This window comes from Enterobacter sp. 01-M-02-SI-ECC, assembly GCF_047530595.1.
GTDB classification, from domain to species: Bacteria; Pseudomonadota; Gammaproteobacteria; order Enterobacterales; family Enterobacteriaceae; genus Enterobacter; species Enterobacter cloacae_M.
Genome location: NZ_JBLKCZ010000019.1, coordinates 20210 through 43137 on the forward strand (window position 1 = coordinate 20210; position 22928 = coordinate 43137).

General features: G+C 55.7%; 27 protein-coding genes. 14 read left to right on the forward strand and 13 right to left on the reverse strand.

Annotated elements, in window-relative coordinates:
- Positions 1–69 precede the first annotated feature (69 nt).
- The 3 genes from ACMWLG_RS19535 to ACMWLG_RS19545 form a co-directional block, all read right to left on the reverse strand.
- Positions 70–1251, reverse strand: a complete 1182-nt coding sequence (locus tag ACMWLG_RS19535) for a hypothetical protein (protein ID WP_022652127.1) — start codon at positions 1249–1251, stop codon at positions 70–72.
- A gap of 8 nt (positions 1252–1259) precedes the next feature.
- Positions 1260–1556, reverse strand: a complete 297-nt coding sequence (locus tag ACMWLG_RS19540) for a type II toxin-antitoxin system RelE/ParE family toxin (protein ID WP_015063076.1) — start codon at positions 1554–1556, stop codon at positions 1260–1262.
- Between the two features lie 63 nt (positions 1557–1619).
- Complete coding sequence (locus tag ACMWLG_RS19545; RefSeq protein WP_022652128.1) at positions 1620–2087, reverse strand: hypothetical protein; 468 nt, start codon at positions 2085–2087, stop codon at positions 1620–1622.
- Between the two features lie 813 nt (positions 2088–2900).
- Between ACMWLG_RS19545 and ACMWLG_RS19550 the strand changes: the two genes are divergently transcribed.
- The 7 genes from ACMWLG_RS19550 to ACMWLG_RS19580 all read left to right on the forward strand — a co-directional run bounded on the left by ACMWLG_RS19550 (position 2901) and on the right by ACMWLG_RS19580 (position 7194).
- Positions 2901–3677, forward strand: coding sequence for a hypothetical protein (locus ACMWLG_RS19550; RefSeq protein WP_022652129.1), 777 nt, complete (start codon positions 2901–2903; stop codon positions 3675–3677).
- A 148-nt stretch (positions 3678–3825) separates the two neighbouring features.
- A complete protein-coding gene (locus ACMWLG_RS19555; RefSeq protein ID WP_022652130.1) occupies positions 3826–4602 on the forward strand; it encodes a hypothetical protein in 777 nt (258 codons plus the stop codon).
- 462 nt (positions 4603–5064) lie between these two features.
- On the forward strand, positions 5065–5406 hold the full coding sequence (locus tag ACMWLG_RS19560; RefSeq protein WP_032610383.1) for a hypothetical protein: 342 nt from the start codon (positions 5065–5067) through the stop codon (positions 5404–5406).
- Between the two features lie 100 nt (positions 5407–5506).
- Entirely contained in the window at positions 5507–5770 is a 264-nt protein-coding gene (locus ACMWLG_RS19565; RefSeq protein WP_022652132.1) for a hypothetical protein, read from the forward strand.
- A gap of 51 nt (positions 5771–5821) precedes the next feature.
- Positions 5822–6076 (forward strand): hypothetical protein, encoded by a 255-nt coding sequence (locus ACMWLG_RS19570; RefSeq protein WP_022652133.1) that lies wholly within the window; start codon positions 5822–5824, stop codon positions 6074–6076.
- Positions 6077–6111: 35 nt separating this feature from the next.
- Positions 6112–6411, forward strand: coding sequence for a hypothetical protein (locus ACMWLG_RS19575; RefSeq protein WP_032610385.1), 300 nt, complete (start codon positions 6112–6114; stop codon positions 6409–6411).
- 84 nt (positions 6412–6495) lie between these two features.
- The gene (locus ACMWLG_RS19580; RefSeq protein WP_022652135.1) at positions 6496–7194 is read left to right on the forward strand and encodes a hypothetical protein; all 699 of its coding nucleotides are present in this window, start codon (positions 6496–6498) and stop codon (positions 7192–7194) included.
- Between the two features lie 519 nt (positions 7195–7713).
- Here ACMWLG_RS19580 and ACMWLG_RS19585 read toward each other — a convergent pair.
- Positions 7714–7896, reverse strand: coding sequence for a hypothetical protein (locus tag ACMWLG_RS19585; RefSeq protein WP_200442493.1), 183 nt, complete (start codon positions 7894–7896; stop codon positions 7714–7716).
- A 112-nt stretch (positions 7897–8008) separates the two neighbouring features.
- Between ACMWLG_RS19585 and ACMWLG_RS19590 the strand changes: the two genes are divergently transcribed.
- The 4 genes from ACMWLG_RS19590 to ACMWLG_RS19605 all read left to right on the forward strand — a co-directional run bounded on the left by ACMWLG_RS19590 (position 8009) and on the right by ACMWLG_RS19605 (position 11908).
- Positions 8009–8197: a hypothetical protein gene (locus tag ACMWLG_RS19590; protein WP_000957857.1), complete on the forward strand. Its 189-nt coding sequence runs from the start codon at positions 8009–8011 to the stop codon at positions 8195–8197.
- 9 nt (positions 8198–8206) lie between these two features.
- Positions 8207–9406, forward strand: a complete 1200-nt coding sequence (locus ACMWLG_RS19595; RefSeq protein ID WP_000948429.1) for an IS91 family transposase — start codon at positions 8207–8209, stop codon at positions 9404–9406.
- Between the two features lie 130 nt (positions 9407–9536).
- A complete protein-coding gene (locus ACMWLG_RS19600; protein WP_259409762.1) occupies positions 9537–10568 on the forward strand; it encodes an Ig-like domain-containing protein in 1032 nt (343 codons plus the stop codon).
- 458 nt (positions 10569–11026) lie between these two features.
- The gene (locus ACMWLG_RS19605; protein WP_015063085.1) at positions 11027–11908 is read left to right on the forward strand and encodes a RepB family plasmid replication initiator protein; all 882 of its coding nucleotides are present in this window, start codon (positions 11027–11029) and stop codon (positions 11906–11908) included.
- A 587-nt stretch (positions 11909–12495) separates the two neighbouring features.
- On the opposite strand, the gene ACMWLG_RS19610 is transcribed toward ACMWLG_RS19605, so the two are convergent.
- Positions 12496–13011 carry a hypothetical protein gene (locus ACMWLG_RS19610; protein ID WP_015063086.1) on the reverse strand — a complete coding sequence of 172 codons (516 nt, stop codon included), beginning with the start codon at positions 13009–13011 and terminating at the stop codon, positions 12496–12498.
- Positions 13012–13199: 188 nt separating this feature from the next.
- Between ACMWLG_RS19610 and ACMWLG_RS19615 the strand changes: the two genes are divergently transcribed.
- The 3 genes from ACMWLG_RS19615 (at position 13200) to ACMWLG_RS19625 (ending at position 14497) form a co-directional block, all read left to right on the forward strand.
- Complete coding sequence (locus ACMWLG_RS19615; RefSeq protein WP_015063087.1) at positions 13200–13526, forward strand: hypothetical protein; 327 nt, start codon at positions 13200–13202, stop codon at positions 13524–13526.
- A 313-nt stretch (positions 13527–13839) separates the two neighbouring features.
- Positions 13840–14112, forward strand: a complete 273-nt coding sequence (locus tag ACMWLG_RS19620) for a hypothetical protein (protein WP_022652138.1) — start codon at positions 13840–13842, stop codon at positions 14110–14112.
- On the forward strand, positions 14102–14497 hold the full coding sequence (locus ACMWLG_RS19625) for a DNA-binding protein (protein ID WP_223203170.1): 396 nt from the start codon (positions 14102–14104) through the stop codon (positions 14495–14497). Before ACMWLG_RS19620 ends, ACMWLG_RS19625 begins: the two co-directional genes overlap by 11 nt.
- Before the next feature lie 292 nt (positions 14498–14789).
- Here ACMWLG_RS19625 and ACMWLG_RS19630 read toward each other — a convergent pair whose 3' ends face one another.
- The 8 genes from ACMWLG_RS19630 to trbE are packed head-to-tail and all read right to left on the reverse strand — an operon-like array spanning position 14790 to position 22919.
- Positions 14790–15032, reverse strand: coding sequence for a DUF2274 domain-containing protein (locus ACMWLG_RS19630; protein WP_004883121.1), 243 nt, complete (start codon positions 15030–15032; stop codon positions 14790–14792).
- Entirely contained in the window at positions 15029–16309 is a 1281-nt protein-coding gene (locus ACMWLG_RS19635; RefSeq protein ID WP_004883119.1) for a TrbI/VirB10 family protein, read from the reverse strand. The genes ACMWLG_RS19630 and ACMWLG_RS19635 overlap by 4 nt, the downstream gene beginning before the upstream one ends.
- 2 nt (positions 16310–16311) lie before the next feature.
- Positions 16312–17304: a P-type conjugative transfer protein TrbG gene (gene trbG / locus ACMWLG_RS19640; protein ID WP_004883112.1), complete on the reverse strand. Its 993-nt coding sequence runs from the start codon at positions 17302–17304 to the stop codon at positions 16312–16314.
- Entirely contained in the window at positions 17301–18005 is a 705-nt protein-coding gene (gene trbF, locus ACMWLG_RS19645) for a conjugal transfer protein TrbF (protein WP_004883108.1), read from the reverse strand. The genes trbG and trbF overlap by 4 nt, the downstream gene beginning before the upstream one ends.
- A 29-nt stretch (positions 18006–18034) precedes the next feature.
- Positions 18035–19399 (reverse strand): P-type conjugative transfer protein TrbL, encoded by a 1365-nt coding sequence (trbL, locus tag ACMWLG_RS19650; RefSeq protein ID WP_004883106.1) that lies wholly within the window; start codon positions 19397–19399, stop codon positions 18035–18037.
- Positions 19396–19722 (reverse strand): hypothetical protein, encoded by a 327-nt coding sequence (locus tag ACMWLG_RS19655; RefSeq protein WP_004883103.1) that lies wholly within the window; start codon positions 19720–19722, stop codon positions 19396–19398. Before ACMWLG_RS19655 ends, trbL begins: the two co-directional genes overlap by 4 nt.
- A 12-nt stretch (positions 19723–19734) precedes the next feature.
- Positions 19735–20472: a P-type conjugative transfer protein TrbJ gene (trbJ, locus tag ACMWLG_RS19660; RefSeq protein ID WP_004883101.1), complete on the reverse strand. Its 738-nt coding sequence runs from the start codon at positions 20470–20472 to the stop codon at positions 19735–19737.
- Positions 20469–22919: a conjugal transfer protein TrbE gene (trbE, locus tag ACMWLG_RS19665; protein ID WP_004883099.1), complete on the reverse strand. Its 2451-nt coding sequence runs from the start codon at positions 22917–22919 to the stop codon at positions 20469–20471. Before trbE ends, trbJ begins: the two co-directional genes overlap by 4 nt.
- Positions 22920–22928: the final 9 nt, after the last annotated feature.

Sequence of the window (22928 nt, forward strand, 5' to 3'; positions counted from 1 at the left end):
TTCGCGCTCTGTTGATGGCGTGAAATCACCTTTTCCGGATGCCCTCCCTGGCTGTCCGGTGCGCTGGCGCTACGCCCAGCGGTATGGGGTAAAATAGGTCTCGTTAACTTCAAGAAATTCGGTCAGGGAATTCATCGCTCTCGTGTCGTATGCAGTCACAATAAAACGGTAACCGTCCACCGTTTCGATGTAACTGATCCCCCGTGGCGTGCTGCTGGCATTCACCACTTCCGCCGTCATCATAAACTGGCCTTGCGGGAATTCCTGTGACAGGTAGATAAATCCGGTGGTTGCTGATGACGGGGTGGCATTCATCAGCACACCGTTAAATTGCTGGCCGTGTCGCGCCGGGATCAATGTGCTGTCCGCCGTCGCCTGATTCAGCAGCTGCCGGATCAGGGTTTCCTCTTTATATGAGCTGTAAGCGCGGACATCGTCTTCAGCCCCGGAGCGTGAGCAAACACCTACATGTGCAAGCCGCCGGTATTCGTTACGCATGTAGGCATGACAGGATGCACCCGCTCGCCCCTGAAGGGTGACACCAAAATCTTCACACAGCATCAGAACCTGGCGCAGATTGTTGTCATATACCGTCGCAGTAAGGGCCAGGTTATAACTGACGAATGTCAGCTCAAAAACCCGTGTATGCATGTCACTAACGTGTGCCTCCATCCGGATCAGCGGCTTTTCAGTCAGCGGATATGGAGTGCCGTTCACGCAGTACGGGGTAACGCCGCTAAAACACTCGCCGATCACGCTTGCAATGACTACGTCGGCGTCAATGACAGCCGGTGCCGGGACATAGATCTGAAACTGTCCTTCCGTGCCAGATTGGGTAAGGACGGGGAACAAACGCGGGGAATTAAGCTGCTCAAGGTCAGCATTGATCAGTTCTGTCCAGCTGGGTTTCCCGGTGGGTGCATCGAGGCGCAGGCCCAGGTTATCGCAGAAGTCGACGATCTGCCGGGAGTGTTCCACCATCACTGCCCCGGAGAGAGTCAGACCGTGCGTCGTCATCTTCAGCTCACTCGTCCGTGTCTGGGTATTCTGGGACCAGGGCTGTAAAGAAAGTGTCGTCCGGCTTAGTGAAGGTATAATTGTTTCATTCAGTGGGTCGATCAGTTGGCAATGCGCATTCAGCCGGGGGACAAGGGCATCAAATATGAAGCTTGCCTGTTGTTTAGTGCTGGTCTGAATATAAAACATCGCATCCGTGCCTGCATCCCTGGATAAAATACCGAAAAGTTTCATTTTTTACCTTAATGGATTAGCGATTTATAATCATGCGCCGACAGGTGAACGTTATGTACGCCATCATTCCACACAAAGAATAACCGATATTTTGAATTAACTCGAATGGAAGAGTACCGGTTTGCGGTCATCCTTAAGCGTTCGTAACGCAAACTACTTGATAACAATTCGCGTTCGTTTTTTACATTATTTAACGTTTTCAGTCTGCATGAAATCGCATTTAACAGATCAGCAGGAATACCTGCTGTGGACTTTCCATTACGGAAAAAGCTTTCCAGCCGTCTGTCTTTAAATGAATGGATCATATCTTCCTCCGTAATGGAATGAGTAAAATTAAATAAGAATTATAAAAGCCTGAAGCTGATTTATTAAATCCCGAGAATTCTGGCTGCGACCGTTAGTTGTTTATCACTTAATGGATATTTCCGTGATAACGTCGATTTCAGACTGTTCAGAAAGCTGTTCTCCCCGTCTTGCTGTGTGATGGCGTCAACCAGTTCCTGATTGCTCTTACACCACAGATTGAACGCGGAAGTCTTTGATTGTACAGCACGCTGACGCACTACTGCCTGAGCTGCTGAAATCTTGCGTGCCGCTTCCGGGTATGTGCGATATAACGCGGAAAGGGTGTAACATGTACGGGTTGTGACCAGGCTATAGCCCGTACCATTACATGCCATGCAGCGGCTCCTATAAAAGTGTTTACGCTCACCACGGCCTTTGCATTTATTGCAAGTGACCCGATAAATATATTCCCCGGTGCCTTTTACTGAATCAATACACTGAATCTTAGCGTTGTCGATTTCAATTCCGCTCTGGTCAAAGTATTTATCCATTTTTGATTCCTCAGGTTTGGTCTGAAGTAATCATGACAGATTGGTCTCGCTGGCTAATAACCTGAATGAAAGATTTTTAAAAATAATTTTGCAGCACTGCTAAAGGCAGTTTATATATGCAGGATTCAATTTTACTGAGAAATATTTTCGGAATTGTCTGTTTACAAATACCAAAAAAAAACCAATGAGGTCTTAATTACATCCTTAATGGGCATGGTTATTTTACATCCTTATGAGTAGCAATGCTTATGTGTTAATTTAAAAACACCATATGCGTCTAAGGAACTTCCTATCCGCCTTCATGAAGCTTTTTTCCGGTTACCAGTAAGGGCCATATGACTGGCAAATATTCCGCTCGCGGTATACCGAAGTTCCGAGAGGATGGCGAAACGGCAGAATGCTACAGTAAAGGAGAAATGTTAGCTATAAAACGGTGGCACAGGGTCGGGATACTCGCGGGCTGAAATGGCAGATTCAGTTTGTCTTCCGGCTGTAGCGTCCCTTCCCCACTCACAAGACCCATCTTAACCGAAGGTGTCGCAGCCTTTCTCCCAGACGCTCGACGATTCCTGGGTTTAAGGTCACGAAACAATGGTCATGCACACCGGCTTTCAACTGGCACAAATGTGATTACGAAACACTCGTTAATGCCCTCCCGGTAAGCCTTTAGAAAAGTTACTTTTCTGAGATTAAAATGGACTATTTTAATTATAGTTTGGATATGAATTTTTAAAAAAATAAATGCCTTCAACTTATTTGGAAAATAAGCCGGAATGTTAGAGTGTTCTCATTCAAAAAAGAGGAGAACCAACCATGCCAAAATGTCTATTACCTGCCGAGCTTGCGGAAATTGTCTGTGGATTACTGGTGCAACCCACATTAATGAATGAATTAAAAACACCGGAGTCGCATAAAGCATTTATGCAGGATATCGCTGAGCTGGTGGCGAAACATTGCGGAGGAGAGATTGACGGTGTGATCATGCCGGTGGATCGCGATGAATCAAGCCAGGCCGATTATCTGACCTCTCCGGATGTAACCCCTTATCTCGTCGTATCTCCCGGCGCGGACATGCACTCCCTCACCGATAATGTCTGGCGTCACCATGCCCGAGATGGCTGGCTTGACCATATCAAAGGCAGCGACGAAGAAAGCCCTGATGAATTGCCGACGCATAAAGAGTGCTCAGTTCGCCGCTACGCCCTCCAGCGGATGCTCCTTCAGACACAAACCAACCATGCTAATCTTCCCTCGCAGGTGGTACGAATGCGTGATTACTGCAACCTCGACGACGAACAGCCCGGGTCTTCAGCAGAGTTTATCGTTACTATGGCGCTCGGCGGTCATGCCCAGCTGGCAGTACAGGATGTGGAATCACGCCTGGTAATGGCCCTGACGTTGTTAATTGAAAATGGTGTTCCCTCGGTCCATGTAAACGCGGGTGACACTGATCCTTCAGTTCTGCACGTCCAGGCTGCTCACGGCGGCATGGTCCTTTCAACTGACTCCCTGAATCATGAATTCGGTATTTCGCCGCCTGACAGGTATACCAACGGTCGCCCTGGCTTATTAGTTAAAGCAGCCTCCTGATTCATTAATTACAAATTTGTCCTTTTTTAATTCCATTGTTCGCTCTTTGTTTAAAGGGCGAATATATTTTTAAAAAACTTCACGCCGGGTTATTAGCCAGCAAACCGAAACTGTTAGAATTAACACATCAGATGAAAGGATGACTATCATGGCTAAATTAATTTCAACTCGTGAACTGGCAACAATTATTACTGCATTACTGGTAAAACCGGAATTATTGGGCGAGCTGGATTCTCCAGAAAAACATCGCGCACTGATGGAGGATCTGGGGCGTGTTGTGGCAGAGCATTGCGGCGGCAATGTCACGGAAATCGCATTGCCGGAAACCGATGGTACGGCAGTTGATGAAGCTTTGCTGGATGGCCAGCCTGTCCGCTATCTGGAAACAAAAGAAAGCTCCCCATATCTCATCGTACACCCTGACGACTCACTACCGTCTCTGACGCATAACGTTTGGATGCACGCTGATCCTGATGGCTGGGAAGAACATTTCGATGGCGAGGACAATCCCCTGATGGAGGAGTTGAGCCAGCAGTTCCGCCAGCAGGTGTATGCGCTTCTGACGCCGGAATCGCAGGCAACGCCTTCAGAGATTATCCGGACGTTACAGGACTGGCAACTGGGTGAAACCCAGCTGCCAGAAGAAGACTGTCAGTCCTATCAGGTGAAGGTGTTGTTAGAAGAGAAAAACATTCAGTGTGAAGTGGTGAATGAATCCGGCACGACTTGTTTCGGCCTCATTTTTGAGATCGATCGGGGTGTACCGACGCTGCACATCGACACGGGCAGTGATTCACTGCTGCATATTCACGCGGCACATGACGGCCTTGTTCTGACACCAGATGCGCCGAACCACGGATTTGAAGATGCTCCAGTAGACCGCTTTTCTTATAACAGCCCGTCCCTGTTGGTGCCAGGGGTGTAACCTGGCAAACAACACAGCGGTATTTTGGCCCCGAGTGAAATAATTCAGGACAGGAGTCAGGCAGATGGGCGATGTTGCCACACTACCACCGAAAATTAACGATGGCGTACTTCGACGCTGGAATGCTCAGCGCGGGCAACGAAATGGCCGAGGCGGAAGGTATAAGCGCCTTCCGTCACAAAGCAACCTAAGTAACTGGGTTGTAAGACGTCTGATTGAAGAAATCATAATGGAGGACCGACGAAGAGCAGCATCAGGTTGAGCAGTATGTTGATCAAGTTACCACTACTGGCGCAGGAGAAGTGGAAGGTATGACCCGCGTCCCGGTAGTTCCCACGATGGAACAGCTAATTGCAGGCCGGAAGCAGATAACTTCGGCCACTGGAAAAATGTCTCGATTAATGAGCCAGCGTCTTGCAGATGTTTACCGTGCAATGGTCGCAACTGCAAAGGGGGAGTGAGATGCGTGAATTACTTGGAAAGACAGGGGCAGAACATCAAGCCTCCGTAATGTATCAAACGTTTGGACACCTCGATGCGAAGCCAGGCGAAAAGCATAAAGGTCACTTCGTTTTTATCAACGGTCAGCACGGCGATCTGTGTGTTGTGCATAGTGAATTTTCATCCTTTGACGAAGGTCCTGGCTATTTCAGTGACCGTGCCGATTTCATCTGGGAATTGGTTAAAGACGGAGGACCCTGCTCTAAGGTCGGCATCTACCGGTTTGACGGCGAATACTCGCTTCCTAAACGCCGGAACGGGAAAAGGTTTTCGGGAAGCGTGACGTGCCTTCAATCATTCTAATTTCGTAGTGCATGAGCACCGACAGGTTATCAGTAAAACGGGGAGCGCCACAGTTCGCGTGCAACCTTCCCTATCCATCAACTCGAATGAGTACATAATAATGACGAACGCTGACGCATCTAACGTTAAGACCAGTCCAGAATTACCAACTCTCGAACGTGTCTATGCTCTGCTCAAGGACAACTATAAACCCGCAAGATTTGCTGATCGGGATGGGGAAATCTGGGGGCATGAGTATTCATGGAATCTGGCAAAATCAAGCCTGCAAGACCTGGAGAAGTACGGGAAATCGTATGTATCGAAGCATTCCGACCGGATGGGCGATGGATTCAGTTTTGGTCCTGACCTGGTCATTATTCGCTGACATGCGCACGGAAGTGAGTAAGATGGCTGGCTGCACCGGAGGACAAGAGTGATGAAGGGTAAAAATATCGTGGCTCGTGTCGTGCGGGAAGCGACCTATAAGTGGGAAACCCGCCACAAGTTAACGCCAGAACAATGCTCTGAAATTAATCAACTGATGCGTCGGCTTTCAGAACACCTTGCCTGCCCCGTTTGCAAAGCAATGTCCTTAAAGCAACTCAGGCACGCAGAATACATTTTGAAATGCGGAACGTGCGGTGAAGAGTTTCTTATCAATAAACGTAAAGAATCGGCTCACGCGAGTTAAGCGCGGTGAATGAGCACAACAGTAAGGTGACAACCATGAAAGAACTGATTTCGGTAGCTCAGGCGGCTCTGGACTATATCGATGCCTTACCCAGCGACATGGTGGCATCACTCCATACGATGCCTGGCTTTGATCGCGATTGGGCAACAGAAGTCATTGCCGATGCTATCGTCGAAAGTAACGAGTCCCGGGAACAGATACAGCAGCAGTCGCAGGCAATTCAGTTGCCCGAGACCTGTTTCTTTGATGGCCCGGGCAACACAACAGAAACGTATTTCCTGGCAGACGATGTCAGAGAGTTACTCCGGTCAGCGGGCGTCCAATTTAGCGAGTGATACGGGTAAAGTTCCCAGGCAGTCCGGTCTCACATCGGTATTACGCCAGACGCTGTCAACATTAATTCGATTCAGGGCATGACAATGGAAAACACAGTAATACCGACGGTAACAGAAAACGAGATGGAAGAGGTGATCACCCGTCACACGGCATACGGGCAGGTATCGGTAAGCCGCACGACAACGACGGGGCAGCGCTTGTATGCCTCCGACCTCATTCATAAAGAGGTGATTACGCTGACCTTCAGTGAATCAGAGCAGGTTGAGCGCGATGGAGTGATCCGTCATCGGCTGGCGGAAGGCAGACGCCGTTCCCCACTTCTGAAAGTCAGTCTGTCTCCGGCTCAGTGGGCCTCAATGATCACATCGTTCGGAATGAGTGACGGCGTGCCGTGTACCATTAACAGTTTGATTCGCGGCGACTATGAGCGCCAGCCGGAGATTGGCTATATTGAGTCGACACGCGAACGTTATGAGCGTCAGATCCGGGAAGCCTCTGAGCGCGAGATGGCGAAAGTGAATGAAAAGCTGAAAGCACTGGCTTTGCTGGTGGCAAAAGGCAAGGCAGGAAAGCGCGAGCTTGAAGAAGTATATCAGTCTCTGTCCGGCGCAATCGCCAACCTGCCGGTTAATCTGGCCTTCAGCACCCAGTTGATGCAGGAATCCATGGACAAAATCGTCTCACACGGCAAGGCCGAACTCGAAGCCTCCGCCATGGGCGTGGCCGCTCGTCTCGGTATGAAAGAAATTAGCCGCTTGGCCTCGTTGGAAGACAAGAAGTAACCGGTACGATCACCCATAAGCATACCTGCTGCACACATAAGCGGCACAAAGCTCAGTGGCCAATTCATAGCGTGTTGACATAAACCGTACACACAAATGTGCTTCGTCGTGGCGGGTGCCTGATATGCGGTTCCCGACGCGGCCCCCTTCTCTCTTTAGCGGTCCACAGGACTCCAGGTAATGCCGGTGGGCTGTATCCAGGACGTTTTCCAGTAGCCGACAGTGGTCGGCGTCATACCCCTTAAGAAGGTGTTCCAGTTCTGCCATGGCGAGTGCGGGTGGTAACCAGGTGACGCCAAGACGCAAAAATTGGAGCTGCATTTGAATTTGATGGCGATCGGGCGTGAGACCCTGCACCCGGGGAGCGCGATAGCAAATTCTCTCCAGTGGAGCGAAATGCGTGATAAACGTTTTCTCAGCAATCTCTGACATTCGACTAAATCAGCCTGTTCCGTTTCTTTCTGGCTACGTTAAGACACCATGAAAAGGCCCCGTATGACGGGGCCGGTTCTGTGGTGTTTATTGGATTTGCGGCAGCTCGATCATGAAGCGGGATTCGCCAACTTTGCCGCTGGTGGCCGGGAAGATCGGGATCAGGATGCCATCCCCTTGACCGAAGTCTATTGTGATGTCTTTCGAATCTCCGGGAATGACAGTCGCCCCATTCATACTGACCGCAAAGGCCGCATCTTTACGAACCACGGCAGCCTGGCGGCTGCAAATTGAAAACCGCCCCGGTTCGTCCTGTTGTTGCCGCACGCCCCGCAGAATATGTATGCTCTGAGGACCTGTTTTATTAAGGACTCATCCCCTTATGTTGACCCGCAAAAGTATCGATACAGTTCTGCTCTCTGTTGGTGCTGAGAAGCTCTCACAACGAGAATGGGACTGGATGAAAATGCTCAAACCCATGGACCCACCACCTGCGATGGTGACGACCTCCATCCTGAAGCGCCGTGGCGATACAGCAGCCCTTACCCTGCTACAGGATACCGGGGTTTAATCCATCCTCATGTTGTCCGGTTTTACTCCCCGCCCTCTGAAACGTCTGTTCACAGCCAACCAGTGCTGGACGTCCTTCCTGGATGCGGGCGGTCTGCGCGATATCGAGGTTGAAGCCGTCACCAAAATGCTGGCCTGCGGCACACGGATACTGGGTGTAAAAGAGTTCGGGTGTGATAACCCGGACTGTCAGCACGTAAAGTACCTGACCAACTCATGCGGCAGCCGTGCCTGCCCGTCCTGCGGAAAGAAGGCCACAGACCTGTGGACAGCAACACAGCTGAATCGTCTTCCTGACTGCGACTGGGTACATCTGGTCTTCACCCTGCCGGACACGCTGTGGCCGGTGTTCGAAAGCAACCGCTGGCTGCTGAATGACGTGTGCCGTCTGGCGGTGGAGAATCTGCTGTATGCCGCCCGAAAACGGGGGCTGGAACCCGGTATCTTCTGCGCCATCCACACGTATGGCCGTCGTCTCAACTGGCATCCGCATGTACATGTGTCTGTAACCTGTGGAGGTCTGAATAAGCATGGTCAGTGGAAAAAGCTGAGCTTCCTGAAAGACGCGATGCGTTCACGGTGGATGTGGAATATGCGGCAGCTGCTTCTGAAAGCGTGGTCAGAGGGGATGGCAATGCCGGAGTCGTTGTCACATATCACGACGGAATCACAGTGGAGAAGCCTGGTGCTGAAATCCGGCGGAAAATACTGGCATGTGTACATGTCGAAGAAGACAGCCGGAGGGCGGAATACGGCACGCTACCTGGGTCGTTATCTGAAGAAGCCACCAATAGCGGCTTCCCGACTGGCTCATTACAACGGAGGGGCAAGCCTGAGCTTCCGTTACCTGGACCACAAAACGGGAGAAACGGCGACGGAAACGCTGACACAGCGTGAGCTGGTCGCGAGGCTGAAACAGCACATCCCGGAGAAGTTTTTTAAGATGGTGAGGTACTTCGGGTTCCTTGCCAACCGTGTGTGTGGAGAGAAGCTGCCGCAGGTGTACCGTGCACTGGGGATGGATAAACCGGAACCAGTGGCGAAAGTGTGCTATGCACAAATGGTGAAACAGTTCCTGAGTCGTGACCCGTTCGAATGCGTGCTGTGTGGCTGCCGGATGGTATACCGCCGGGCCATTGCGGGGCTGAATGTATCAGGGCTGAAGAAAAACGCGCGGGATATCAGTCTACTGAGGTATATGCCGGCCTGACACAGGCTAAGTGTGCCCGGGAATCGGTGAAAGTATAAAAAACAGCCTGTTACGGTATAAAAATCGACCATACAGAGAGGGAAACCACCGGAGTGGTGGGAAAAGCAGAAAGGCTCACGTGGCATAAGGCGTGGACAATGGTATCGACTGGTTTTTCAATTTCCTATACGTCGAGCAGTGGGTTATGACACGCTGGAACAATCAAATCGTCCCAGAAATTGGTGAGATCACCTACAGCCCGACATCTAAGATACTGACTGTTGAAGCTCATCTCAACAGAGATAATGATTGGTTCGACGGATTCAGACTCCTCGGATTCTATCTTACCGATAAGAACTCCAAACAGCGCATGACGCCTGTGGGAGTCGAAAAGTCCAGAAACGCGGGTAACTACACGATTGAGTATGACCTTTCCCGGCAGTCTGAAGGGCAATACAACGTTGAAGTGAATATTCAGGATCGTTTCGGTAACCAGACAAACAAAACCTATGGCGTGATAGCTCTCGATGCCACACCCCCAACGGTTGCTATTACCTTCGAAGGGAAGCCGGTAAAGGATGACACCGTCGTCTATGGTCTGGAAAATCTGCGCATTGCACTGAGCGATAACCTGACCACACCTCGCATTACTCGTCTCCAGCTAACTGGCGGACCGACATCAGACAATGTTGAACTCAGTTGGTCACCTGCTGGTAAAGACATATACTCGCCGGAATATCCGCGCATATTCCCGAATTTCGAGCCCTCTGAAAACTATGCTCTCAGTGTGACAGTGTCGGACAGCCAGTCCAACACAAAAACTTACACACAGAAGTTCAGTTATCTCCCGAATAACTTGGTACAGCTGCATAACCTTCGAACCCTTGCAGTAAAGTCGGCGCTCAAAACCTCTGATAACGTGCCACTTGCCTATCTGTCTACAAACATGCTCCGCAAGACTAACGGTGAAATAGCCAAAGGCTTACAGAACGCGACCCTCTCAGTACGTAAGGATGCCAACTTCGGGATAGTGTTTAATGGAGCGGAGGCAGCTCCTGGGGAGTCTGTAAATGTTAATATCGACATGGGTATGGGTGATAATCTTCTCATGCCGGTTTATCCATCAGAGAACGGCAAGACCGGAGCCGCTGAGTTTATGATCCAAATTGATGAGCTGAAGTAACCATAAAAAGCCGTCAGTCACTCTGGCGGCTTTTTTTCGTGACGCCATTTCCTGCATTTTCTCCGCTCTCTCTCCTCATAACTCTGTAGCCGCTTGCGTCAAAAAAGTAACTTTTTCTACAAGGGAAGAAGTGTGCTAGTGCGGTTCTTAGAACGGATCGGAATTTACTCACATTTCGATCGTAATGCTTCATGACGTCTCTGTGCATAGTTATCAACAGGATAGAATAATAATAAAGATCAATATAGGATCAATAGCAGATCAAAAAGGAATAACGATCCTCGCAGGCCAGTAATATCGGGGCTCTCAGCGGATCGCCATCCACTGTACAGGGGGCGAAATACACTATGTCGGGTAATCCATCCACTATACAGGGTGCATAATCCACTATACCGGGTGGATTCGATACACTATACCGGGTAGGATGTAGATCTTATGCACAAAACGGATCTTTCTATATGTCTAGTAATAACAACAAGTTATCTCTTGTCATTGAAGAGTCCCTAAAAGATTCCGGGGAAGTTATCCAACTGCTTCCCACGCTAAGACAGACCATTCAGCCGAAAGTTTTACTCCGTCTGGGTGTGTTTGTGCCAACACTGAAATCCACGGATAAGGGTGGCCGGAAGAGTCACCGCATCGATGCCACCGAACCCCTTTCGAGACTATCCATTGTCGAGGGTGAAGGCTACAGCCAGATCCAAATTTATGGCCCGCGCCTCGACATGGACTCTGACTTCAAATCATGGTGTGGGATCGTTTATGCATTGTCTAACCGTCCGCTCGACTCGGAAGGTCAGCTGGAGCTGAATTTCCCGGAGTTTGCTAAGTTCTGCGGTTTTGACACTAAGCGCATTGATAGGCAATTGAAAGAGCGTTTTGATGCTTCATTGACGCGTATTGCCCGAACCAGTATCTCGTTCATTAAGAAAATACCCGGTACAGACGATCAGATAACGATAAACATGCACCTCGTGGAATCCACGTACTACGACAGTTCCACCGGGAAAATCGTCATCAAGCCAAATTCGAAGCTCAATACGCTGTATCGCGTCGACGGTAAAACCCGACTCTACCTGAAGACGTTGCAGAAACTGGCCCGTAAGGAGTCCGCACAGGCCCTGTATCTGTATCTGGCTGAGTTACCGAGCACCTTTTACCGTATCGGATTTGACCGGCTGCGTGAACGCCTGCAACTGTCCTCACATCTTGGCAACCAGAATGCCACAGTTAAAAAGGCGCTGGGCCAGCTTAAAGAGATCGGTTTTCTGGAATACTCCATAGACAAAGAAAACGGCGATTATGTACTGAATATTCTGAAAAGAAACATGAAGCCATGATAGATGCCGGATAATGCAGCTGCCTGCCGCGTGGGTGGCTGCATTACCCGGAATAGTGGATATTCTTCTCCTTTCCGCTCTGTTTTTACCCGGTACAGTGGATCTCCACTACACCGGGTAATGTCAGCCCTAAAACTCCGATGCAGCCCTTTCTCTTCAGCCTTACCCTGACGATTCTGTGTGTTTTTCAACCAAAATGTGAACTATACCCGGTACAGTGGAGCCACGAAAATGTGATCCATACCCGGTATAGTGGATAAGGCCCCTTGCGAACCAGGCACCGGAAATGTGGCGGCACTGGTTGGCAAGTTTTACCCGGTATAGTGGAGCCCGTTACTGCCTCCGCCCCGGATGGCGTGATGTCACGGGAAGGAAGATATACCCGATAAAGTGGTTCGTGAAGGGTGAACGGCCCTGATAGCACGATGAGGCTGAAGTGGAAACTGTACCCGGTATAGTGGAGCCACTAAGATTGCGTACCCGGTGGCTGAGAGGGGAATCTTTTCCCGCCACAGTGGAGTAGCTGATATCGTCGAAAATGTCTTAACCACAATACGGCCATTCTGTTGCTGCACTAAAGAAATGCATCATCGAGTCTCAGGTGTTTTAAGTTGGTAAACCCCCTTCCACCAGGTGTCGAAAGAGACGCTATCATCGCAGCGCATAAACATGCCGTTATGCCTTGCGACAACGCTGAGAGAACCTTTATTTTTACCGCAGGTCTTCTCAAAAGACTCTGTAGCTTTAATAAAAGTTTCACCATCCGTGATGGTCGGGGAATCCAGTTCCTTCGCCAGCCATGACGGATAGCTGTCAGCATTAACCCATACAAGGCGTTCCACAACTGAAAAGAGTACGCCGACAAGGCCAACCGCCCAGAGCGTAATAACCAGTAAACGTAAAATTCGCAGGACTATGAATTTTGAATGCTGTAAAGGCGAGACAAGAAATGGCAACGATATCATGACTGTGAGCATGACTGATGACGCCAGCAACGTGTATAACAATGCCCATGATTTCACATAGGCCGAAAACGCGATCATCAAGCCAATAAGAACAAAGAGCGGTGCAGCGCTTTTCAGACTACCCATGTTTATTTTCATTATTTTGATGCTCCATTTTGTACGAGTTTAGAGATACTACGTTTAAAATCATCTACGGCCTCAAAAAAGGTTCGTGGATGACGTTATTGGTTTTTTATATTGTACCATTGGTGAGCGTTTACCTTTTTACCCTTTAATTAAGGCACCAGGATTCGCCCCTGAAAAAGCGAATTCCATGAGGTTAATGTATGTCACACAATATTTTTATAGCTGAGTTTGATGATGGACTTCGGATGTACGGTATCAATGACGGTACAGCCTGCCATATGCATGCTTTTTTGTTTCAGACCCAGGCGCAAGTAGAACACTGGCTGGGAAGCGGTGATCGTGATACCCGCAAGTTACCTGTAATGCCAGAAAACGCCTCATTGACGGAGGAAAACGTCACTATCGGCCCTGACGAAACATGGGCTTTTCGCTCCCGAGCTTCACGCACCGCACAATGGATCACCGGCCCCCTTGAACATGACAGTGAGTCATGGGAAGACCAGTCTGTATATGGCCACAGCACGTGAACTTCACGCCTCCAGTCCTGCTGACCGACATAGGCAGGACAGGGGTTTACAGTACCCGGTACAGTGTATCGCCTTGCTGAACCCGTGTTTGCTGCTGCTGGCCCAGCGGACGGATGCTGGGAAAGTCAAAGATGATCAGTTTTAGATCCGCGTTCGCGGGGATAATTATTCCTACTGGAATGTTAGCTACAGCGTTAGAATCCATTTTGTTGCCTCACCTTACAAGGGCGATTAACCGTCTTAATGGCAGCATTCGCCCGATCAGGCCGCAGGGGTAACAACTTGTGGTCTTTTTCGTACACAAGGAGTGTTTATGCCTTACATCCCCGAAACACTGGAAGGAACGTTTTTCCGCAAGACTATTGAAACATCACCGGAAGGTGAAAGCCTGTACTGGTTTCGCCGTGCAGATGGCATAGAATTCGCCGTCATTGAGTCGGCTCGCTACCCAGGCAATGATGCCGTGGTAATTTGCGGGGACGGGCGCCCAACAGGCAACACGATTTCAGAATCGCTTTTTGTCATTACTGATGACATGCGGGCGCTTCCCCGTGGCGTGTATGAACAGGAGGCGCATGATGCCTAACCAGATCCCGAACAACCCTACACTTCCGAAGAATTTCGACATTACGCCTAACGAGAAGCGCAGCAAGGCCCAGCTCGATGCCTGGTGGGATCATCCTTACTGCGTCACCCATAACGAGAAATTTCACGTGTACTGTCTGAACGGCGGGGCGTGGGATAGGCCGACATGGCTGGCTCAGGCTGACACGTATGATGAGGCCTGTGAACTGGCAGAACGGAAACAAGCTGAGTGGGTGGCACGCCGGGAACAGCCTATTTACTATATGACCTTTGAGCCGCCTTTTCAGATGGTGCGACAGCCGCAACGCCCTGATCATGATGCTGTAGTAGTTGTGTCGTTCGAAACGAAGGAAGAACTGGACGCCTGGAGCGCAGCGCAGCAATAAAAAATGTCCGCAGTCAAGCGATTGTTGAAATCAGCCTGATGGCCGGAAGTCTATATGGGGTGCGGGTTTGGCTCTACTTCGGGCCGCCTTGCGGGGCTGTGGCGTTGTGGGCTGGGAGCCACATAGGAGCTTCGCGGTAGAAAGCCCGAGCGTGCTGCATCGGGGGCGGTTGCCTGCAGGCGGTAGCCGCGTTTGGTCTTCATAGCCCAATCGGTCGCCGTCCTCCAGAATGAAGAACGCGCAGCCTTGGGCTGCGCGTTTGAGGGATGGCCGCCAGCGGAAACCGGCATCATCAGCTTGGCTTCGGCGGCGCGGCCTTGCCCGCGCCTCCCTTCCTGAATCCCCGATCTCCGACCATGAAGGCTTCTAGCATGTGCGGAATTAGCACCGTGGCATCGACCGCCTCGCCGTAGGTCTGCGCGTGCAGCGTAGCGTAGCGGTCGAGGTCGGCTTTCAGGCTGGCCGGGCAAGCAAAAGTCAGCTTCGTGGATTCCGTTTTCGGCAGCGGCCCGAGCCGTAGCTTGCGCGTCGTCATCGCGAAGTCCCCCTGTTGAAGAAAAGTGGCTGGTACGGCCGCAGCACCAGATCGCGGTTGACGATGATGCGAACCGGCAAGCCGGGGCGCTCCGTCAAGGTGGGCTGGATGTTGAGGTTGCGCCGGGTCATCTCCTGACCGACCTGATTGATGCTGTCCTGGGCGCTATCGCGGCCGGCGATGATGACGCGATCACCGTCCTGCCGGTTCTCCGGCGCAGCCAGTTCGGCACCGATGCCCAGTAGCGTCGTCAGTGCCGCACCGGCAAAGACGCGATCCCAATGCCAATCCACATCATCTTCCAAGCCGGCGTAGCCGGCCGGATCGGTGCCGGCCAAGTTGTCGAGCTTGAGCGAAGACGTGTCGGGCAGGATGATCCGGTTCCACACCACTTGCACGCGGCTCTGCCCGTAGCTGACCTGGCTGTTGTATTTGCCCAGGATGCGTGACCCCTGCGGGATCAGCAGGAACTTGCCGGTAGCCGTGTCATAGACCGGCTCCGTCACTGTGGCGATCACATCGCCCGGCAAGTCCGACTTGATGCCCGTCACCAGCGCCCCGGCGACCACCGTTCCGGCCATGACCTGATACGGCGACGCCGGCAGCGTCAGGTTGCCGGAATCACGGGCTTCCGTGGTTCCGGCTTTCTGGAATGCCTCTTTCTGGTCTTGCCGGTTCTGCACGGCGGTCGGGTCGGCGGGCTGGGCCGCCGTCGACGCAGGCCCGGCCGCCAGCGGGTCGAAGGCCGCATTGGCGGTGAAGCCCGGCGCAGCGGCTACCTGTGTCTGCGCCACCGGCGCGGCCTTCTGCGAACCAGAGCGGAAGAACACCGCCGATGCCGCTGCTGCTTCGGCTTCCTTGCGCAACGCGTCGTTGGGGTCGTTGCCGGGGGCCGCGTAGGCGGCCGTCACCGGCTGCTGCGACTTCACAATGGCCGGGCCAAGATCGCCTGGCAGCGGCGGCCCCAACTCCGGCACGGATGCCGCCAAGGGGGGCGGCAGCTTCGAGTAGTCCGCCGGCAGCGCGTCCAACCCTTCGGACTTCGAGACGCGATCGACGTTGTAAAGCTCGGTCTGCTCGCCTGCACCGCGCCGCTGCGGTTGCAGCGACCACATCAGCGCGCCGAGCACAGCGACCGAGAGACCGCCGACGAGGATGGCCAGCGTGCGCCGGTTCAGGCGCGTGACCGGGCGCGGTTGGGCGCGCAGCGCAACTGCCTCGGGTGCCACCTTGCCCGCATGCGGCGTGGCGAGGTCGGGAGTGTCGTCCTGGCTCATGGTCAGTTCCTCCGCGCCAAGCCATCCGTGCGTTCGATACGCACCACGTCACCCTTGTCGCCGCCCAGGCGCAGTTCGGCCGCGCCGAACAGCCGATCCACGATGTAGTAAGGCGAGCGAAAACGGTAATTCACCAGTTGTCCGTCGCCCTGCGCGCCGATGACGAACAGCGGTGGCAGCTCGCCTTGGGCGATTCCCGGCGGGAACTGGATATAGACCTTCTCGCCATCGTCGAAGGCGCGCAGCGGCTTCCACGGCGGATTGCTGCCTGAGACGGAATATCGGAAGCGGATCTTCTCCAGCGACAGTCCGGTATCGACCGGTGCGGCGGCGCTAGCCGCCTGCGACTGGCGCTGCAAGGCCAACATCCGGTCTTTTGGGTAGTCCCAGGACACCGACGCCATCCATGCCTTTTCCGTCGAGGTCAGTTCCAGCAGGTATGTTCTGCGACTGGTGGTGATGACCAAATTCGTCTTGAGGCCTGAGCGGATGGGCTTGACCAGCACATTGATGCGCATCGCGTCGCCGCTGCCGCTGGACGTGTCACCGACGATCCAGCGCACGGTATCGCCGGCTGCGACCGTCACTAGTTCCTCGCCCGGCTGCAAGGAAACCACGGTCACGCGTCCCGGCGCGGCATAGACTTGGTAGAGCGCACCATCGGTGAAGGGCCACACCTGAATCGCATTGACGTAGCCCTCGCGCGTGGGCGCGATGCGCGCCTCGGCATTGGCACGGGAAACGCGCACCTTCTCATCGGCCGGCTCCGGCTTAGCCGGGGCCGCGTCCAACTCGTGCAGCGGCTTCAACTGCGCTGGCAGCGCCAGCGGCTCGGGCATGGCGACGACTTCCACTGGAGCAGGCGGCTCCGGCAGCGGCTGTGCCTGCACCGGCTCATCGAGCGAAATGGACGGAGGCGGCTTGCCCTGCGAAGCGCAGCCCGACAGGGCCACCACGGTCAGCGCGAAAGCGTATAAGCGGAAAGACAGGTTCATGGCTTGGCTCCTTCAGAAGAATCCAGTTCGCGGCTCCACGACAGGCCGTTGACGTAGATACCCAGCGGGTTCTTGCGCAGGCGCTGTTCGGTGCGCGGGGTTTGCAGGACGGTGGAAAGCACCGCGTTCCATCGCTCGGTCCCGGCGGGGGCACCGTTGATGAACCGTTGCTCCGTCCAACGGACGTTGAACGAGGCATCGCTGGCGCGTACCACGCTGGTGATCTGCACCGTCACCGACTCGCGGCCAACACGGGCGAAAGGATCGTTCTTGCTGGCGTAGTCGTTGAGCACCGCCGCGCCTTTGTCGGTGGTGTAGTCGTAGGCGTCCAGCCAGTTTTGCCGCACCACGATGGGATCGATAGACAGCGAGCGCACCAGCGTCACGAAGCGCGCCAGGTGGTGCGCGATCTGCGCATCGGCGGGCCGGTACGGCGTGGCGGCTTCGCCGACGGCGCGCACCTGCCCCGACTGATCGACCTCGATGACGTAAGGGGTGACGATGGACTGCGCCGAGCGCCACACCAGGCCACCGGCCATCAGCAGCGCAAGCGTGAGGCAGCCGAAGGCCATAAAACGCCAGTTCTTGGCCTGGACGCGGGCCGAGCCGATGCGCTCGTCCCACACCTGCGCGGCGGATTGGTACGGGGTGGCAGGCTGCGGCGTGTCGGCATAGCGCACCTGCGGGCGTTTGAATCGCATAGGGTTCTCCTTGGTGGTCAGGTATCGGGTCACGCATCGGGGCGCAGGCTTGGGCCTTGCCCTGAGCCGCCGCCGTCGCCACTGCGCAGCGTGTGGGCTGCGGTGGTTGCGGCATGGGTGATCTGCTGGCGGCGGTGCATCCGCTTTGCCCAGGCGGGTTGCTCTTGCTTCGGCGCGCTGGCTGCGCCTTCGCCTGCGGCGGCCTGGCCGGAACCGGCAGCGCCGACATCCGCACCGTTCCATCCTGCCCGGAAGGAGTCGGCCACCTTCTGACCGGCAGCGGAAGCGCCCGATGCAGCTCGGCGGCCTGCCGCTTGCGCGCCGGTCTTGGCGACATTGCCGAGGCCCGCAGCCGCGCCTTTAGCCCCGCCGCCCGCAGCGGCGGAACCGGCCTGGAATGCGGACTTGGCGCTGCTGGCCGCCGACGTGGCGGCGCGTGCGCCGCTCCCGGCCAGCTTTGCGGCGGCCGGGGCCATGCGTGCGCCCGCCATGACGGCACCGCCCACGCCGGTCGCGGCGGCACCGATGGCAACACCCGTGCCTACCGCGCCGACGGCAGCGCCCGCCATCGCACCCGCGCCGAGCTGCGGCGCACCGGACACAAGGCCCGTGGCGATGCCGGGGCCGAAGATGCCCAGCGCCAGCAAGGCAAGCGAAGCCAGCATCACGACAAGCGCATGGTCGATGGAAGGCTCGTCGGGATGAACCTGGAACTCCGCGAACAGGCCCGAGCCGATGCCGACGATTACCGCCAGCACCAAGACCTTGATGCCTGACGAAACCACATTGCCGAGCACCTTTTCCGCGAGGAACGAGGTTTTGTTCCAGAGCGCAAACGGGATCAAGACGAAGCCGGCAAGCGTGGTCAGCTTGAACTCGATCAACGTGATGAAAAGCTGAACCGCGAGCACGAAGAAACAGAGGATCACCACCAGCCAAGCGATGAACAGCACCACGATGGGGTCGAGGTTCACGAACACTTCGGGGAAGCCGGCCATGTCACCGATCTGGTCGAGGATCGGCGCAGCGGCGTCGATGCCGGTCTTGGCAAGCCGACCCGGCTGCAAGAAGTTCTCCATCGTTATGGCCGAGCCAGTGGCGGTGATGCCTAGCCCGGCGAACGAGCGGAACACGATGCTCGACAGCCAATTGAAGTTACCGATGATGTAGGCGAAGGCACCGACGTAAAGCACCTTGCGCAGCAGCTTGGCGATCACGTCCTCGCCCTGGCCGGTCGCATGGCTCATGGCCCAATACAGACCGGCAATGGTCATGTCGATGACAATGAGAGTGGCCGTCAGGAACGCGACTTCGCCTTGCAGCAGACCGAAACCGGAGTCGATGTAGCGCGAGAAGGTATCGAGGAATCTGTCGATGATCGTTACGTCGTTCATGGCGTGTCCTCCGCAGCGGCGAGCGACGCATCACCTTCCGGCGCGTCGTCGGTTGGCGTGTCGAAACTCGCCGGAATCGGCGGCAGTTCTGCCAGCGTCCGGTATTCGTCCGGCCCAGTCTGGCCGGTGAAGAAGCGCCGCCGGAAGGCTTCGGCAGCGGCGCGACAGGTGTCTTCGCCTGCGGTTTGCCGGTCGGCTGCGCATTGGGCGCGCAGCGCCTTGAGCCGCACGGGATCGGCGGCCAAGGTGGCGGTCAGGTCTTCAGCCGGCTGCTGGCCGCATGCGGTCAGCAGCACGGCCAGCAGGACAGGAACGCATCGCATGGCCGCCTCCCGTCAGTTGTTGTAGAAGTTGACGGACTGCGGTGTGTACGGCGTGCCGGTGCCCAGGAAGCGCCGCCGCACTTCGCGGGCGCGCTCGGTGGCCGCTGCCTGCCGCGCCAGCTCCAGCGAGGCCGCCCTGTCTTGTGTGATCTGGAGCTGCTGGGCCTGGATGGACTGCTTGGCCTGCAAGGCGAGAAGCTGGTTCGTTGCCTGCATCGCTTGCAGCGCACCCGTGGCCGATTGGCTTTGGCTCACGAGGTCGGCCAGCGCGCTTTCGTCTTGCGTCAGGTTCTGCGACACCTGCGCCTGCATCCGCATCGCGGTGTGCAGGCCGTCGAGCGTGTTCTTCCAGCGTTCGCGTGCGTCCTGTGCCATGCGGTCGCCGCTGATGGTGGCGGCGTACTGCTCCGGGTACAGGCGCGAGAACGTGGCATCCATGCTCTGCACGTCGTAGGCCAGCCCTTGCGCCTCGGCAATCAGGCGTTCAGTCGTGGCGAGCGTCGAGCGCAGCCGGTTGACGATGTTGAAGTCGAGATTCGCCAGGTTGCGCGCCTGGTTCATCAACATCTGCGCTTCGTTCTGGAGCTGGTTGATCTGGTTGTTGATCTGCTCCAGCGTGCGGATGGCAGTCAGCGTGTTCTGCACCAAGTTGACGGGATCAACGAAAGTGAGCGCCGCCGCTGGCTGAGCGAGCATCAGCGAGCCGGCCAGCGCGGCGGCGAGCGAAACGGAAAGTACACGGGTCTTCATGGCGAAATCTCCAGGGGTTGAGTAGCGAGGAAAGAAGCCGCCGACGGCGAGGACGGCAGCAGGTCGGCGGCCCAATCGAGGCCGCGATGGCGTAGCCACGCACCGGCGAAGCCGGGAGCGCCGGCCTGCGTCAGCACTCGGTCAATGTCGCGTTGGTCTTGCGGTGTGGATGCGCCCGAGAAGGCGAGCGCGGCTGGCCCCAGGTCGAGGTCGAACAGACGATTGCCCAGGCGCGATTGGTAGTAGTAGTCGCGCTTGGGCTGCGCGGTGGCGACGATTTCGATTTGCCGACTGTTGAGGCCAAAGCCCTCGTAGACCGTGCGAATCTGCGGCTCGGTCGCCTGCGGGTTGGGCAAGAAAATCCGGCTCGCGCAGCTTTCGATGATCGCGGGCGCGATGGTCGAATCCTTGATGTCGGCAAGCGACTGCGTGGCGAAGATCACCGACACGTTTTTCTTGCGCAGAGTTTTCAACCATTGCCGGATGCGTGCCGCGAAGGACGGTTCATCAAGGAATAGCCAGGCTTCATCGAGAATCAGCAGCGTGGGAGCACCGTCGAAACGTGCATCGAAGCGGGCGAACAAGTAGCGCAGCACCGCTTGCACGGCGGCGGGGCTGTGCATTAGCTCTTCCATCTCAAAGCCCTGCACGTCGCCGCTGCCGAGCCGGTCGCGGTCGGCATCCAGTAGCTTGCCGTGCGCGCCGCCCAGCACATACGGCGACAATGCCTGCCGCAGCGCGTTCGATTGCAGCAGCACCGAAAGCCCGGTCATCGTGCGCTGCTCCACCGGCGCACCAGCGAGGCTGCCGAGCGCCGACCAAATGGCGGCTTTCTCGTCGGGGCCGACGGTCACGCCTTCATGCAGCAGGCGGCCTTCGATCCACTCGGCGGCCCAGGTGCGATAGCCTTCGCTGTCGATACGGGCCAAGGGCTGAAAGGCAATGGCGCCGTCCGCGCCGAGGTCGTAGTGTTCGCCGCCCAGGCCCAGCACCGTCGCCCGCATGGATCGCCCCATGTCGAAGGCGAAGATGCGCGAGCCGCCATAGCGGCGGAACTGCAAGGCGAGCATCGCCAGCAGGACAGATTTTCCCATGCCCGTCGGCCCCGCGACCAGCGTATGCCCCACGTCGCCGATGTGCGTCACCAGCCGGAACGGCGTCGCGCCATCCGTGCGCGTGACGATCAGCGGCGGGCCGTCGAGATGGGCGTTTTTCTCCGGCCCAGCCCACACGGCGGACACCGGCATCATGTGCGCCAGATTCAGCGTCGAGACGATGGGCTGGCGCACGTTGGCATAGGCATTGCCTGGTATGGACGACAGCCACGCATCGACTGCATTTAAGGTTTCGGGGATGGTGACGAAGCCACGTCCTTGGATGACACGTTCCACCATGCGCAGCTTTTCGTCGGCTACGGCAGGGTCGTCATCGAACACCGTCACCGTGGCGGTGAGGTAGCCGAAGGCGACTTGATCGCTGCCAAGCTCTTGCAAGGCGGCATCCGCGTCGGCCGCCTTGTTGCTGGCATCCGTGTCCACCAGCGGCGATTCCTGCTGGAAGATGGTTTCGCGCAGTAGCGCAATGACATTCTTCCGTTTCGCAAACCACTGGCGACGCAGGCGGCCCAGCTCCTTTTCCGCCTCGGCTTTATCGAGGCAGAGAAACCGGGTACTCCAGCGATAGGCAAAGCCCAGGCGATTGAGGTCGTCCAGCAGGCCCGGCCAGGTCGAGGTCGGAAAGCCCCGCACCGACACCACGCGCAGATGCTGGTCACCCAGCATGGGCGCAAGGCCGCCGACTAGGGCGGAATCGGCCAGCAGTGCGTCGAGGTGGAAAGGCACCTCGGGCACGGCCAGCCGGTAGCGCCGCGTGGACACCGTGGCGTGAAGATAAGTCAGCGTCGCGGCATCGTCCAACCAGACGATTTCTGGCATCACGCCATCGAGCAGGTCGAAAACCCGATCCGTTTCTGCCAGGAAGGCGTCAAGCCGACCGCGCCAGTCCACACCATCGCCCGGCGCGTGCTCGTAGAGCAGCTTGGCTGCACGAGCGCGGGATTCCTCCGGCGGCAGATAGGCTAGCGTCAGGTGATAGCTGCTTTCGTAGTGGTTCCCCGATTCCTCAAAGGCAGCGCGGCGTTCTTCGTCCACCAGCCAGGACAGCGGTTCGGGAAAGTCGGAATGCGGATAGTCCGCGGCCGACTGGCGCTCGGCTTCCACGAACAGCGCCCAGCCCGAACCCAGCCGGCGCAACGCGTTGTTTAGCCGTGCCGTCGTGGCGATCAATTCGCCCTGCGTGGCGCTGTCCAGATCAGGCCCGCGAAAGCGCGCCGTGCGCTGAAACGAGCCATCCTTGTTCAGCACCACGCCCGGCGCGATCAGCCCAGCCCAGGGAAGCCAGTCGGCCAGCAAGGCGGGCCGCTGGCGGTATTCGGCAAGGTTAAGCATGGCGGCGTC